This window comes from Methylocella silvestris (genome assembly GCF_002891535.1).
Classification (GTDB): Bacteria; Pseudomonadota; Alphaproteobacteria; order Rhizobiales; family Beijerinckiaceae; genus Methylocapsa; species Methylocapsa silvestris_A.
This window is the reverse complement of the sequence record NZ_PDZR01000039.1, coordinates 1-15,306: the sequence shown is the minus strand read 5'-3', so window position 1 is coordinate 15,306 and position 15,306 is coordinate 1. Positions and strand designations below refer to the sequence as shown.

9 protein-coding genes and 1 pseudogene are annotated in these 15,306 nt (G+C 61.2%); all 10 read right to left on the bottom strand.

The window, feature by feature from the left end:
* Positions 1–220, bottom strand: a 220-nt coding sequence (locus CR492_RS19540; protein ID WP_146030342.1) for a cation:dicarboxylate symporter family transporter, incomplete at its 3' end; no start/stop codon positions are given.
* 23 nt (positions 221–243) lie between these two features.
* Entirely contained in the window at positions 244–2,517 is a 2,274-nt protein-coding gene (locus CR492_RS19535) for an NADP-dependent malic enzyme (protein ID WP_180982638.1), read from the bottom strand.
* Between the two features lie 89 nt (positions 2,518–2,606).
* Positions 2,607–4,343 carry a dihydrolipoyl dehydrogenase gene (lpdA, locus tag CR492_RS19530; protein WP_102845398.1) on the bottom strand — a complete coding sequence of 579 codons (1,737 nt, stop codon included), beginning with the start codon at positions 4,341–4,343 and terminating at the stop codon, positions 2,607–2,609.
* Between the two features lie 18 nt (positions 4,344–4,361).
* Positions 4,362–5,657: a dihydrolipoyllysine-residue acetyltransferase gene (aceF, locus tag CR492_RS19525; protein WP_245412186.1), complete on the bottom strand. Its 1,296-nt coding sequence runs from the start codon at positions 5,655–5,657 to the stop codon at positions 4,362–4,364.
* Positions 5,658–5,740: 83 nt separating this feature from the next.
* Positions 5,741–8,395: a pyruvate dehydrogenase (acetyl-transferring), homodimeric type gene (gene aceE, locus CR492_RS19520; protein ID WP_102845396.1), complete on the bottom strand. Its 2,655-nt coding sequence runs from the start codon at positions 8,393–8,395 to the stop codon at positions 5,741–5,743.
* A 587-nt stretch (positions 8,396–8,982) separates the two neighbouring features.
* Positions 8,983–10,236 carry a polyhydroxyalkanoate depolymerase gene (locus CR492_RS19515; protein WP_102845395.1) on the bottom strand — a complete coding sequence of 418 codons (1,254 nt, stop codon included), beginning with the start codon at positions 10,234–10,236 and terminating at the stop codon, positions 8,983–8,985.
* An 85-nt stretch (positions 10,237–10,321) separates the two neighbouring features.
* Entirely contained in the window at positions 10,322–12,076 is a 1,755-nt protein-coding gene (gene phaC, locus CR492_RS19510) for a class I poly(R)-hydroxyalkanoic acid synthase (protein ID WP_180982637.1), read from the bottom strand.
* 114 nt (positions 12,077–12,190) lie between these two features.
* Complete coding sequence (locus CR492_RS19505) at positions 12,191–12,916, bottom strand: beta-ketoacyl-ACP reductase (RefSeq protein WP_102845393.1); 726 nt, start codon at positions 12,914–12,916, stop codon at positions 12,191–12,193.
* Between the two features lie 156 nt (positions 12,917–13,072).
* Positions 13,073–14,245 (bottom strand): acetyl-CoA C-acetyltransferase, encoded by a 1,173-nt coding sequence (locus tag CR492_RS19500; protein ID WP_102845392.1) that lies wholly within the window; start codon positions 14,243–14,245, stop codon positions 13,073–13,075.
* Positions 14,246–14,835: 590 nt separating this feature from the next.
* Positions 14,836–15,306 (bottom strand): annotated as a pseudogene (locus CR492_RS20915) (hypothetical protein); the annotation flags it as partial.

Sequence of the window (15,306 nt, the reverse complement as noted above, 5' to 3'; positions counted from 1 at the left end):
TGCCGGCGACGACCGTGCAGAAAATGATCGGCGCGATCAGCATCTTGATGAGTTTGATGAAGCCGTCGCCGAGCGCCTTCACCCATGGCGCGGTCGCATATTCCGGCCAGAGCCAGCCAAACAGGGCCCCGACCAGGATGCCAAACAAAACCTGCACATAGAGGATTTTGTAGAACGGTTTCGGCGCCGCCGTGACGACGCTCATTGCCTCACCTGCCATCGGAGTGTCTCCCGGAATTGCGCTCATTGTTGCTTCGCCGCCTCGACAGCAGTAAGCGCTGTCATGTTGACGATACGCCGCACCGTGCTGGTTGGCGTCAGAATATGGACGGGCCGTGCAGCGCCGAGCAGAATGGGTCCGACCGTGACGCCTTCGCCGGCAACGATCTTGAGAACATTGAAAGTGATGTTGGCGGCGTCGAGATTGGGCATGACGAGCAGATTGGCCTCCGCCGTCAAACTTGAATCCGGAAACACCCGGTCGAGAATGCGTTTCGACAGCGCCGCATCGCCGCGCATCTCGCCATCCACCTCGAGATCGGGCGCGCGGGCGCGAATGAGTTCGACCGCCGCGCGCATCTTTGCCGCCGATTCGGTCTTGGCGCTGCCAAAACTGGAATGCGACAAGAGCGCGACGCGTGGCGTCACGCCGAAGCGCTTTTGCTCTTCGACAGCAAGCAGCGTGATTTCCGTCAGCTCCTCCGCGGTCGGGTCTTCGTTGATGTAGGTGTCGCAGATGAATAGAGTCTGCTGCGGCAGCATCAGCAGATTCAACGCCGCGAAGCGACGCGCGCCAGGCTTCAGGCCGATGGTCGCCGCGACGAAACCGAGATGGTCCGCATAGGCGCCCTGTGTTCCGCACAGCATGCCGTCCGCCTTGCCCGATCGCAAAAGAATTGCGGCAAGCAGTGTCGGATTGGCCTTGACCGTTGCGGCGGCGCTCTGGCGCGAGGCGCCATTGCGGCGTTTCAACAGATAAAATTCTTCCGTCGCCGAAGCGACAAGCGCCTCGTCTTCTGCCTCGATGACATCGTAATCGCGATCCTTCTGCATGCGCAGGCCAATCGCGGCGATCTGCGCCGCGATCCTGTCGCCGCGCCCGATCAGGACAGGGCGCGCGAGCTTCTCGTCGATGCTGATCTGCACGGCGCGCAGGACGCGGGGATCCTCGCCTTCCGCATAAATGATGCGCTGGGAGGATTGCGCGGCGGCGGCGAATACAGGCCGCATGATGTTGCCGGATTTGTAGACAAATCGCTCCATGGCCTGCCGATAGGCGCCCATATCGGCGATCGGACGCCGGGCGACGCCGCTTTTCATCGCGGCCTCCGCGACGGCCGGAGCGATGACGCTGATCAGACGCGGATCGAAGGGCCGCGGGATCAGATAGTCGGGACCGAAGTTGCTTTGCTGATGTCCATAGGCCGAGGTCACCACATCGGATTGCTCGGCCCGGGCGAGTTCAGCGATGGCGCGGACGGCCGCAAATTTCATTTCCTCGTTGATCGTGGTGGCGCCGACGTCCAGCGCGCCGCGGAAGATGAATGGAAAGCACAGGACATTATTTACCTGATTGGGATAATCCGAGCGGCCGGTGGCGACGATCGCGTCCGGCCTGACCTTCCGAGCGTCCTCGGGAAGAATTTCCGGGTCCGGATTGGCCAGCGCCAGAATCAACGGGCGATCCGCCATGGTCTTGACCATTTCGGGCTTCAGGACGCCGCCAGCCGAAAGGCCCAGAAAGACATCAGCGCCCGGCATGATATCGGCCAGCGTCCTCGCATCGGTCGGCTGTGCGTAGGCGGCTTTCTGCTCGTCCATGGATTCGGTGCGGCCGGCATAGACAACGCCCTTCGAGTCGGAGACATAGACATTCTTGCGATTGGCGCCGAGGCCAACCAGCAAATCCATGCAGGCGATTGCAGCGGCGCCGGCGCCGGAGCAGACGATCTTGATGTCGCCGATTTTCTTGCCGACAATCTCGAGCCCGTTATAGACGAAGGCTCCGGCGACGATCGCCGTGCCATGCTGGTCGTCATGAAAGACCGGTATCTGCATGCGGGCGCGAAGCTTCTTCTCGATGTAGAAGCATTCCGGCGACTTGATGTCTTCAAGGTTGATGCCGCCAAAGGTCGGCTCCATGGCGGCGACGATATCGACCAGTTTGTCGGGATCCTTCTCGTCGAGCTCGATATCAAAAACGTCGATTCCGGCGAATTTCTTGAAGAGACATCCTTTTCCCTCCATCACCGGCTTGCCGGCGAGCGGGCCGATGTTGCCGAGGCCGAGCACCGCGGTGCCATTGGTGACGACCGCCACGAGATTGCCGCGGGAGGTGAGATTATGCGCTTCGTCCGGGTTTTCGGCGATCGCGGTGCAGGCGACGGCGACTCCCGGCGAATAGGCAAGAGCAAGGTCGCGCTGGTTGGTCATGCCCTTGGTCGGAACAACCGAGATTTTTCCCGGCGTCGGATATTGATGATATTCGATGGCGCTTTCGGCCAGATGATCGTCCACGGGTGCTCCTCCTGAGCGGTCCGCCCCGGGCGGGCGTCTTGTTTCGCGTTGTTCGTCCAAACTCGAACGGTTGACTCTCATTCGGGCCGTTATTTTTTCTTCGGCATATAGAGATCCGTGATCGTACCCTCGAAGGCTTCGGCGGCCATTCCGATGGTTTCCGAAAGGGTCGGATGCGGGTGGATGGTGAGGCCGATATCGGAGGCGTCGGAGCCCATTTCGATAGCGAGCGCGGCTTCGGCGATGAGATCGCCGGCGTTGGGCCCGACAATGCCGCAGCCGATGATGCGTTCATGGTCTTCGTCGAACAGCACTTTAGTGACGCCTTCGTCGCGCCCCAAAGAGAGCGATCGGCCGCTTGCCGCCCAGGGGAATACGCCCTTGCCGTATTTCACGCCCTTGGCCTTGGCCTCCGTCTCGGTCAGGCCAACCCAGGCGACCTCGGGGTCCGTGTAGGCGACCGAGGGAATGACCTTCGCGTCGAACACGGTCTTCTGCCCCGAGGCGACCTCGGCAGCCACCTTGGCCTCGTGCGTCGCCTTATGCGCCAGCATGGGCTGACCAACAACGTCGCCGATGGCGAAGATATCCGGCGCATTGGTGCGCATCTGCTTGTCGACGGAGATGAATCCGCGTTCGTCAACCGCAATCCCGGCCGCCTCGGCGCCGATCTGCTTGCCGTTGGGGCGTCGGCCGACGGCGACAAGCAGGCGATTAAACACATCATGCGTTGTCCCGCCGGGGCCTTCGAAGGTCACATGCAGACCGTCATCCTTGGCGGCGACAGCCGTCACCTTGGTCTTCAGCAGGATCTTCTCATAACGCTTTTCGATGCGCTTCATCAGCGGCGTGACGATATCCCTGTCGGCGCCCGGAATGATCTGGTCCATCAGTTCGACGACCGTCACCTTGGCGCCGAGCGCGTGATAGACGGTCGCCATCTCAAGGCCGATGATGCCGCCGCCGAGCACCAGCAGGCGTTGCGGCACGCCGTTGAGTTCGAGCGCGCCGGTTGAATCGATCACGCGGGGGTCATCATGTGGAATGAACGGCAGAGTGACGGGCTCGGAGCCCGCGGCGATGATCGCCTTGTCGAAGGAGATCGTCTGCGTCGCGCCATCGGGCCCCTTGACTTCGATCGACTTTGGCGAGGCGAAGGTTCCGACGCCATTGACCACGGTCACCTTGCGCTGTTTGGCTAGGCCCGAGAGGCCGCCGGTCAGCTTCTTGATGACGCCGTCTTTCCAGCCACGCAATTTGTCGATGTCGACCGAGGGCGAGGCGAAGCTGACGCCATGGGCGCCCATCTCATGCGCTTCGTCGATGACTTTGGCGGCATGCAGCAGCGCCTTTGATGGGATGCAGCCGACGTTCAGGCAGACGCCGCCAAGCGTCGCGCCCTTGTCGACGAGCACCACTTTCTTGCCAAGGTCGGCGGCGCGGAAAGCTGCCGTGTAGCCGCCAGGGCCTGCGCCGAGCACAAGGATGTCGGCGTGCACGCCATCCGCCGCAGCTGCGCCGTTAGACGCGGCAAGGGGTGCGCCATTGGGCGCGTGTTTGGGCGCGGCGGCCCCTGGCGTGGGCGAAGCGCCAGCGTCCGCCATCGTCAGGATCACGCTTCCCTGCGCCACCCGGTCGCCGATCTTGACCAACACCTCGCCAACCGTGCCGGCATAAGGGGCCGGCACCTCCATGGTCGCCTTGTCGGATTCAAGCGTGATCAGCGGCTCTTCGGCGCTGATCGCCTGTCCTGGCTTCACATGGATTTCGATGATCGGCACATCCTTGAAGTCGCCGATATCGGGAACCTTGATCTCATTGCTCATCGCTCTCTCCCTGACCGTTCACAGCACCAGACGGCGCACGTCTTCGAGGAGGGTTGCGAGATGGCGCGAGAAACGCGCCGCCGCCGCCCCGTCGATGACGCGATGGTCGTAGGAAAGACTGAGCGGCAACATCAGACGCGGCGCGAATTCCGTTCCGTTCCAGACCGGCGCCGTTCTGGCGCGCACGACGCCAAGGATCGCCACCTCCGGCGCATTGACGATCGGCGTGAACGCCGTCCCGCCAATGCCGCCGAGCGAGGAGATCGTGAAGGACGCGCCCTGCATCTCAGCAGGGCTCAATTTGCCGTCCCGCGCCTTGGCCGAGATGTCGCCAAGCTCGCGGCTGATCTCGACGACGCCCTTGCGGTCGACGTCCTTGATCACCGGCACGACGAGACCTTCCGGCGTGTCGACGGCAATGCCTATGTTGTAATATTTCTTGTAGATCAGCGAATCTTTAGTCGGCGACAATGAGGCGTTGAAATCGGGGAAGGCTTTCAGAGTCGCGACGCTTGCCTTCATCAGGAAGGGCAAAAGCGAGACGCGATAGGGTTTTTTCTTGTCGCCTTTCGCGGCGTCGTCGAGCTCCTTGCGGTATTTCTCGATCTCGGTGACGTCGGATTCGTCCTGATGCGTGACATGTGGAATATTGAGCCAGGAGCGGTGCAGAAAAGGGCCCGAGATGCGCTTGATGCGCACGAGGGGTTTTTCTTCGATCGGGCCAAACTTGGAGAAGTCGACCGCCGGAATTTCCGGAATGCCGGCGCCGCCCGAGACCGCGGCTGCGGCGCTTCCCGCGCCTGTCGAGCCGCCGGAGAGCGCGGCCTTGACGTCTTCCTTGGTGATGCGGCCGCCTTCTCCGCTGCCCTTAAGCTTTGTAAGGTCGAGGTCGAGTTCGCGCGCGAGGCGCCGAACCGCGGGGCTTGCATGCGCGCCCGCAAAGTCGGCGATCGCCGGACTGCCTGCCGGCTTTGGCGAGGGCGCCCCCGCGCCCGGGGCGGCGCTTGGCGCTGGCTCCGGCGTCTCCTGTTGATGCATGACCGCGGGCGCCGCCTGCGCCAGCGACGGCGCATCGCTATTCTCAAGGCGCAGGATCAATGAGCCTTGTCCGACGCGGTCGCCGATCTTGACCAGCACCTCCCTCACTTTTCCCGCCATCGGCGCGGGCACCTCCATGGTCGCCTTGTCGGATTCCAGCACGATGAGCGGATCGTCCGCCTTAACCTCGCCGCCGGGGCTGACGTTGACCTCAATGATCGGCACGTCCTTGAAGTCGCCGATGTCCGGAACTTTCACGTCGATCGTATCGAACAATTCAACCTCCCTGGAATTCGCTTGCGGCGCAGCGTGGTCGCGTCCTGCGATATTTCTTGATTTGTTTCGAACAGGTCCGGGCGTCAGCTTCGCGCCGGATTCGGCTTGTCGGGATCGATGCCGTATTTGGCGATGGCGTCCGCAACTGTCGTCCCGGAAACCTTGCCGTCGTCAGAGAGCGCCTTCAGCGCGGCGACGACGACATGAAACCGGTCGACCTCGAAAAATCCGCGCAATTTACGCCGATAGTCCGAACGCCCGAAGCCGTCCGTGCCGAGCACGCGATAGCGCCCCGGAACGAATGGCCTGATCTGGTCGGCGAGGAGCTTCATGTAGTCGGTCGCGGCGATGACCGGGGTGTCGGAGCCCGCAAGGCAGGTCTCGACGTAGGAGCGCCGTTGCGGCTCGGTCGGGTGCAGCATGTTCCAGCGATCGACCTCGAGCCCCTCGCGGCGGAGCTCCATGAAGCTCGGTACGCTCCAGACGTCCGAACCGACGCCAAAGTCCTTGGCCAGCAAAGCCGCGCCGGCCTCCACCTCGCGCAGGATGGCGCCTGCGCCCAGAAGCCGGACCCGTGCTCCCTTTTTCTCTCCTTCAACAGACGCCAATTTGTACATGCCTTTGCGAATCCCCTCCTCGGCGCCTTCGGGGATAGCGCCGTGCGGGTAATTCTCGTTCAGCGTCGTGATGTAGTAGAAGACGTCTTCGTTCTCGCCATACATCCGGCGCAGTCCGTCGTGAACGATTACCGCTACTTCATAAGCGTAGGTCGGATCGTAACAGACGCAATTCGGGATGGTCGCGGCGATGATGTGGCTGTGGCCGTCCTCGTGCTGAAGCCCCTCGCCGTTCAACGTCGTACGCCCGGACGTGCCGCCGATCAGGAAGCCGCGCGCACGCATGTCGCCGGCGGCCCAGGCGAGGTCGCCGACACGCTGAAAGCCGAACATCGAATAATAGATGTAGAAGGGGATCATAGGCGTGTTCGACGTCGAATAGGAGGTCGCCGCGGCGATCCACGACGCCATCGCGCCCGCCTCGTTGATTCCTTCCTGCAGGATCTGGCCGGTCTTGTCCTCCTTGTAGAACATCAGCTGATCGGCGTCCTGCGGTCGGTAGAGCTGACCCACCTGCGAGAAAATCCCGAACTGGCGGAACATGCCTTCCATGCCGAATGTGCGGCTTTCATCGGGAACGATCGGCACAATGCGCTTGCCGATATTCTTGTCGCGCAACAGCGTGTTCAGGATGCGTACGAAGGCCATTGTGGTCGAGATTTCGCGCGCGTCGGTCGACTTCAGCTGCGCTTCGAAAGCGGACAGCGGCGGAATCTCGATCGGCGTCGACCGGCGCTGTCGCGCCGGCAGACTGCCGCCAAGGGCGGCGCGGCGCTCAGCGAGATATTTTGCTTCCGGAGAGTCGGGGGCAAGGCGGATAAAGGGGATCTCCTTCAGCTGCTCGTCGCTGACCGGGATCTGGAAGCGGTCGCGGAACTGGCGCAGCGCCTCGACGCCCATTTTCTTGGCCTGATGGGTGATCATCTGGCCTTCGCCCGCCTCGCCCATGCCATAGCCCTTCACGGTTTTGGCGAGAATGAGGGTCGGCTGGCCCGTATGTTCGACCGCCGCCTTGTAAGCCGCGTAGACCTTGCGCGGATCGTGTCCGCCGCGCGTCAGCTTCCACACTTCGTCATCGCTCATGTGAGCGACCATGGCTTTCAGTTCTGGATATTTCCCAAAGAAATGTTCGCGGATATAGGCGCCGTCCTTTGATTTGAAATCCTGATATTCGCCGTCGACGCATTCCTCCATGCGCTTGCGGAGGATGCCCGACACGTCCTTGGCAAGCAGCGCATCCCAGCCGGATCCCCAAAGGACCTTGATGACGTTCCACCCCGCGCCGCGAAAATCGGCCTCGAGCTCCTGCACGATCTTGCCGTTGCCGCGCACGGGTCCGTCGAGCCGTTGCAGATTGCAATTGATGACGAAAATCAGATTATCGAGATGCTCGCGGCCAGCGAGCGAAATGGCGCCCAGCGATTCCGGCTCGTCCATCTCGCCGTCGCCCATGAAGGCCCAGACCTTGCGCTGCTTGGCGTCGGCGAGCCCTCGGCAGTCAAGATATTTGAGAAATCGCGCCTGATAGATTGCCAGCAGCGGACCAAGACCCATCGAGACCGTCGGAAACTGCCAGAAGTCCGGCATGAGCCACGGGTGCGGATAGGAAGACAGGCCGCCGCCGCCGACTTCCTGACGGAAGTTGAGCAGCGTCTCCTCGCTCAGCCGTCCTTCAACGAAGGCGCGGGCATAGATGCCGGGTGAGCAATGACCCTGATAATAGATGAGATCGCCGCCGTGTGTCTCCGTTGGCGCATGCCAGAAATGCATGAAGCCGGTATCGTAAAGCGTCGCCGCGGACTGGAAACTGGCGATATGGCCGCCGAGTTCGGATGAAGTCTTGTTCGCGCGTAGAACGATAGCGGCGGCGTTCCATCGGATAACGGAGCGGATCTTGTGCTCGAGCGTTCGGTCGAATGGCCCGGCCGGCTCCTCATGCGGCAGTATCGTGTTGACGTAGGCTGTGTTGGCTGCAAACGGAAGTTTCGCGCCTTTCCGTCGCGCCGCCGTGACGATGCCTTCAAGCAGTTCGTCGACCCGGCCAATACCTTCAAACGCCTCGACCGAATCGAGCGCGTCGAGCCACTCCCGCATCTCCGCGGGATCGCGATCTTGATCCAATGTTCCCTCCCACTATCGCCGAGCCGATTAGTTGCGGCTTCAGCCCGTCCGGACAAAGTTCGCTGGGCGTTGCAGTAGACGCTGCATTCCATGTGCCAATGCCAATCGATTTCCCCGCAAACGACTAGATCCTTGATCGTACTTATGTATGCCGGCCTCCGTGATGCGGCCCGGCAACGTCAAAGTCTGAAAGACCGCAAAATGAGACGAGTTGTTGGCTTGAAAATCAGAAAGCCAAAAAGGCGCCCTTTGTCTCGCGATCGTAAAGCAGCTGTTTCGATGCTGGACATGGTCGCGCATTATCTTGTTAGGATTGAGAGGCGCCGTGGCGAACAAGAGCAAGCGTCTACATTAAAGCTACATTCCGATCGGTTGCGGGCGCCCTCGCCAAAGGCTTGGACGACCCGCCAACCTGATCGAAAAGTCGGCCGCGATCTCACCGATGAACCCTCCCGCCACTGGGCGTTGGCAAGGTCGTCGCGTGACGGTTGTCGCCAGCTACATCTCAATGACCTTGAACGCCAGATGACTGGAGCCGCCTGGACCCGCTGGCTTCCAAAAACCTTTCTTTCGGACAGAGGCCTGTTTCATCTCAAGCCGCCATGAAACTCAACAATCCGCGGCGCGATCTGATCGCGGAATCTCGAGCCGTTGAAGACGCCGTAATGGCCGACTTTCTCCTGTAGATAATTCGCTTTCATCGACGCGGGAATATTGCAGCAAAGGTCCTGCGCGGCCAAGGTCTGGCCAGCCCCGGAAATGTCGTCATTTTCGCCTTCGACGGTCATCAGAGCGACCCTGCGGATGGCGGCGAGATCGACCTTCTCGCCGCGGTGCGTCATCTCGCCTTTCGGAAGCGTATGCCTTACGAAGACCGAGTCAACGGTCTGTAGATAAAATTCTGCGGTGAGATCCATGACCGACAAATATTCATCATAGAACTCGCGATGTTTCTCCGTCGAATCGCCGTCTCCCTCGACCAGATGGCAAAATAAATTCATGTGGGCGCTGACGTGGCGATCGATATTCATTGCCATGAACCCGGCGAGCTGCAGAAATCCGGGATAGACCTGGCGGCCGGCGCCGCTATAGCCGAGAGGCACGGCGCTGATGCAATTGCGCCTGAACCAGCCGCTGCCGCGCTCCTGCGCCAGGAGATTTACCTTGGTGGGGCAACGCCTCGTATCGATCGGGCCGCCCATCAAGGTCATCGAAGCTGGAACGTTTGGATTGCCCTCGGCTTCCATCCGAGCAATGGCGGCGATCAGGGGGACGGCCGGCTGGCACACGCCTAGCGTATGCAGGGGGCTCTCATCGCTTTCTTCGCTCAAGCTCTGGCAGATCGCGATCAGGTAGTCGATATAATCGTCGAGGTCGAACCGACCCGCCGACAAGGGAATTGACCGCGCGTCGACCCAGTCGGTGATATATACGTCGTAGAATGGCAAAAAGGCCTCGACAGTGCCGCGCAGCAAGGTCGCGTGGTGGCCGGACATTGGCGCCACGATCAGGAGCTTGGACCGAGGCCTCGACGCACTCGTGGCGAGCCCGTGCTGGAATTGAAGCACTTTGCAGAACGGTCGGCGCCATACGACTCGCTCCGTGACCGGGACGGATTTGCCGGGACCCGCCGTGCTGGAAAGCCCGAATGCAGGCTTTCCATAGCGCCGCGTCAGTCGTTCAAAAAGCTCGACGGACGCGCTCACGTTCTTGCCAACATGCGTATGGCCGAAGAAATTCGCGGGAGTTTTCAACCAGAGCTGAGCCATATCAGAGATGGCGCGCGCGGGCGCCAATGCAAAATGCGACATCTCATGAAATTCGTAGGCAAAGGGGTGCATATCGCGCTCTCTTTCCAGCCGGCCGCGCGCCGCGTCCGATCCCGTTCAAACCATGCAACCGCACAGCGATCGCCGCGCCAGGCCGCTATGTGACTTTTACATACCGGCCTGGCGCGTCCTCAATCCGGGTCGGCGTCTGGCCGGCTGTCCGCCGGGCGGGCATGCGATCGCCGGAATGACGAGCCAGCCACTCCTGCCAGTGGCTCCACCAAGAGCCGACGTTCTCAGTAGCGCCCGCCAGCCATTCCTCCGCATCTTCCGGAAGGGCGTCGTTCGTCCAGTAGGAGTATTTGTTCGACACCGGCGGATTGATGACGCCTGCGACGTGGCCAGAGCCGGCCAGGACGAATGTCGTGTCTCCACGAAAGAGGCGGGTCGCTGCGTAAGTCGAGCGCCAGGGAGCAATATGATCTTCCCGCGTCGAGAGGATGAAGCAGGGCGTGTCTACCTTGCGCATATCCACAGGCGCGCCGTTGACAGCGATCCCCCCCGCGACGACAAGACGATTGTCACGATACATGTTGCGCAGGAAGAATGTATGTACGCCACCCGGCATGCGGGTTGCGTCGCTGTTCCAAAAAAGGAGATCGAACGGCACAGGATCCTTGCCGAGTAGATAGCTCTTGATAGTGGTCGACCAGATCAGATCATTGGCCTTCAACAAATTGAAAGTATCCGCCATGACTCGCGCGTCGAGATAGCCGTTCGCCGCCATTTCCTTTGCGAGCGTAGCGAGATGGGCCTCGCTCGTGAACACGGCCATGTCGCCAGGATCGGTGAAATCGACAAGCGTGGCGAAATAGGTCGCCGAGGCGATCCTCTTGTCGCCGCGACTGGCCATGACAACCAGGGTCGTGGCGAGAAGCGTTCCCCCAATGCAGTAGCCCACAGCGTTGACGGAAGGCTCCCCCGTCACGCGCGTGATCTCCTCAAGCGCGGCGAGAGGGCCGAGCGCCATATAGTCCCCAAAGGTCTTGTCGGCGTGACGACTGTCTGGGTTGATCCAGGAGATAATAAATACTGTGTGGCCCTCTCCCACCAGCCACCGCACGAACGAGTTGCGCTCCGAGAGGTCGAGCACATAAAATTTGTTGATCCAGGACGGTACGATGAGAACCGGAACTCGCCTGACCTGTTCGGTGGCGGCGTCATATTGGATCAGCTGCATCAAGTCGTTCTCGTAAATCACCTTGCCCGGCGTGGTCGCCAGATTGCGGCCCACATCGAACGCCGAGCGATCGCTTAGCTCGGGGTTTAGACGGCCGCCGCCCCGAACGATATCGTCAGCCAGGCGCTGCGCGCCCCTGAAAAGGTTCGCCCCGCCGCCGCTCAGCGTAGCGCGCATGACTTCCGGATTGGTGATTGCGAAATTTGTCGGCGCGAGCGCATCGCATATTTGCCTGAGATAGAAATCGGCTCGCTGGCGAAGCTCGTCATCCAGGCCATGCACGCCTTCGAGCGCGCGATTTGCCCGAGAAACGGCGAGCAGATAGTTTTGCTTGATTGCGTCATACAGTGGAGCCTTGCTCCATTCCACATCCTTGAAACGCCTGTCGTCATGCGCGGGCTTTGCGATCGGCTCCGCCGGTTGGCCTGAGGCGCGCCGCAAAACATATTCTAGAAGGTCGAGTTGGTCTGTCCAAGCGTCGACCTGCATCTGAATGAAGGACCACGGACGTGTTGCGATAGCGGCGCCGATCCGCGCCGCATCCTGCATCATCTCCGCAATGACGGCTCCGCCGGCCGGGAAAGCAACCTCAGACGCGCTGGCTGGAGCAGCGGCGGATGTCTGCAAAGCCGACGGGCGGACAATTTCGAATTTTGAGGCTTTGTCGTCCAAGTGAGGCTCCCTTCCACGAAATGCGGCAAGCTTGCGCATAATGCGGGATCAGCGTTGCGCCGCTCCACCGGGCTATTTCGGCGTCCATCCCCCGCGCCGCCCTGACGGACGAGCTCACATCATGTATTGGCCGCCGTTGGCGGACAGCGTAGAGCCGGTGATGAATCCGGCCTCGTCCGACGCGAGGAAGACAACGCAGCGCGCGATCTCTTCCGGCGCTCCAAGCCGCCGAACGGGAATCTGCGGCAGGATAGACTTTTGAATAATTTCCTTTGGAACCGCCAGGACCATCTCGGTCGCGATATAGCCTGGGCAGATCGTGTTGACCGTAACGCCTTTGCTTGCGTTTTCTTGCGCCAGAGCCTTTGTGAAGCCGATGTCACCGGCTTTTGCGGCAGAATAATTGGTCTGGCCCATTTGGCCCTTCTGGCCATTTATCGACGAGATATTGATGATCCGTCCGAAATTTCGCTCGCGCATTCCTTCAATGACGGGTCGGCACATGTTGAACAGTGAATTCAGATTGGTGTTTATCACCGCATACCATTGGTCCGGCGTCATCTTGTGCAACATGCCGTCCCTGGTTATCCCCGCATTGTTGATGAGCACGTCAACTGGACCGACGGCGGCGCCAATCTTCGCGAGGCCCTCCACACAGGCGTCATAGTTCGATACGTCCCATTTGAAGACATGGACGCCGGTCTCCGCATTGAATTTCTGGGCGGCTTCGTCGTTGCCGTGATAGGTCACGGCGACCTGATAGCCAACAGCCTTGAGCGCCTTTGCAATTGCTGCCCCTATGCCGCGCGTCCCGCCGCTGACAACTGCAACTCGAGTCATGATAGCTCCCTCCGATTATGGCGTTTCCCGACCGTCCCGATCTCGCCGCCGGGTCCCGCGTCGTTATCTTCAAACGGACTTCGTCATGCAGCCGAGCCGGGTCCGACGGGTCGGAGACGGATATCCGAAAGCTCGGGAGCGATCGCTACGGTGAAATTATTGCTCGACGCAGAGTGCGATGCCCATGCCGCCGCCTATGCACAGCGTGGCGAGGCCCTTCGCAACCCCGCGCCGGCGCATTTCATGCAAGAGCGTAACGAGGATGCGGTTTCCCGAGGCGCCGATGGGATGCCCGAGCGCAATGGCGCCGCCGTTGACGTTAACGCGCGCCGGATCCCATCCCATGTCTTTATTGACCGCGCATGCCTGAGCCGCAAACGCCTCATTGGCCTCGATGAGGTCGAGATCCTGAGCTTTCCAGCCAGCCTTCGCCAGAGCCTGCCGGCTGGCGGGGATCGGGCCGGTCCCCATGATTGCCGGATCGACGCCGGTCGTCGCCCATGAGGCGATACGGGCCAATGGCGTAAGCCCGCGCCGGTTCGCTTCTGCGGCGCTCATGAGCAAAGTGATCGATGCGCCGTCGTTCAGACCGGATGCGTTGCCTGCGGTGACAGAGCCGGCCTTGTTGAAAGCGGGTCGAAGCTTTCCTAGACCCTCGGCGGTAGTGGCGGGCTTGGGATGCTCATCGACGTCCACGACGAGCTCTCCTTTGCGGGTCGATACCGTCACGGGGACGATCTCGTCTCTGAATTTTCCAGCCTGTTGCGCCGCCGCCGCCTTTTGTTGAGATGCGACCGCAAGGCTGTCCTGTTCGTCGCGTGATATCTGGTATTTTTCGGCTACATTTTCCGCGGTTACGCCCATGTGGTAGCCGTTGAACGCGTCCCACAGCCCGTCCTTGATCATAGTATCGACGAGTTCGAGCGGACCCATCTTCACGCCGTTTCGTAGATGGGCGCAGTGAGCAGAAAGGCTCATGCTCTCCTGCCCTCCCGCGACAACAATTCCCGCGTCGCCGGCCTTGATGGCCTGGTAGCCAAGCGCGACCGCCCGAAGTCCGGACCCACAGACCTGGTTAATTGTCAGCGCCGCCGTTTCATTTGGAAGTCCGGCTTTCAGGGCCGTCTGTCGAGCGGTGTTCTGCCCCTGTCCGGCGGTGAGTACCTGGCCGAGGACGACGTCCGAAATCTCTGTTGGATCGACACCGGCCCTGCGCATCGCCTCACGGACGACGATTGCTCCAAGCTCGGGCGCCGCGATGCCGGACAGCGATCCGCCAAACGACCCAATTGCTGTGCGCGCGGCCGAAACGATAACCACATCGGTCATGACTTTAGCCCTCCCCCTGCGATTGCTCTCTGCGCATCGATCACTGACGCGGCGGCAATTCGCTTAGGCGGTCCGCATGATGCGTGCCAATTCAATTCAATCCGCGCTGATCTATTAACCTATTGAAATAACAGGATCTATGTCAGAGCCGCAGGCGGCGGACGAAAGGTCGCGTGCGCTTATCCGGCCTACGGCGCCACATGTATCTGGAAAGTCGCACGAGACGATAAAGTCCGTTTGACCCGCTTACGCACGCAAAAATTGCGGCTGCCGACGGCGCGAATTTCGGATTCCGTGCGCCCCGCGTCGGAACCGGTTTCGGAGATTGGCTTGGGGTCTTTCCGCGGGCCGCGGGGAGAAGCGAGCAACTCCACGCCTTCGGCGAATTCGTCGCCATCGGGTGGAAGCGCGCCATCACGGCTCACACGTCAACGGAGTTTCGGACAATGGCGGACGGTCAAAAACAGGCGGCTGGCGGAGAGGGAGTCCGCCAGACTGTTAATGTTATCAATATCTTGCCCATTTATTTCTCGATTTGTCCTAGATGCTGTCCTAGCCATGCCGCGTCGGTCGTTTCGTCAAGCGCGCGCTCAACTCTCCGCCATCTGTTGAGCGCGCGTCGGCTCGCCGGGCGGCCATTCGCTTGGGAAGCGCCAGCCGCCGGCTTTGTCGAGCGGCGGCGTTTTCCCGGTCTTGGATTTGACGAATGACCACCACGCCTCGCCTTGCGGCGAGTCGCGTTTGACGTGGAAGGTTTTCGGCAACGCCGCCGGGGGCACGCTTGCCGGCGATGACGGCCGAGTTCGCTTGGCGTCGGCGTCGCGGCGCATGAACCGGCGCAGCGTGGCGTGCCAGTCGGCGCGTAGCGCCTTCGTGCCGATCGCCTCGGCCGCCCAAAGGCGAAGATCCTCGATCGTCCGGGCGATCTCCGCGCCGCTCAGCCCCTCCGCCGCACCGAAGGCCAGATCATCCGCACTCGGCTCGAAATCGGTCGGCAGGCGATGCTGTGCGGGCGATGCCGCCCTCTCCCGAGGGTTTAGGGGGTTATTTTCTTTAGGGGG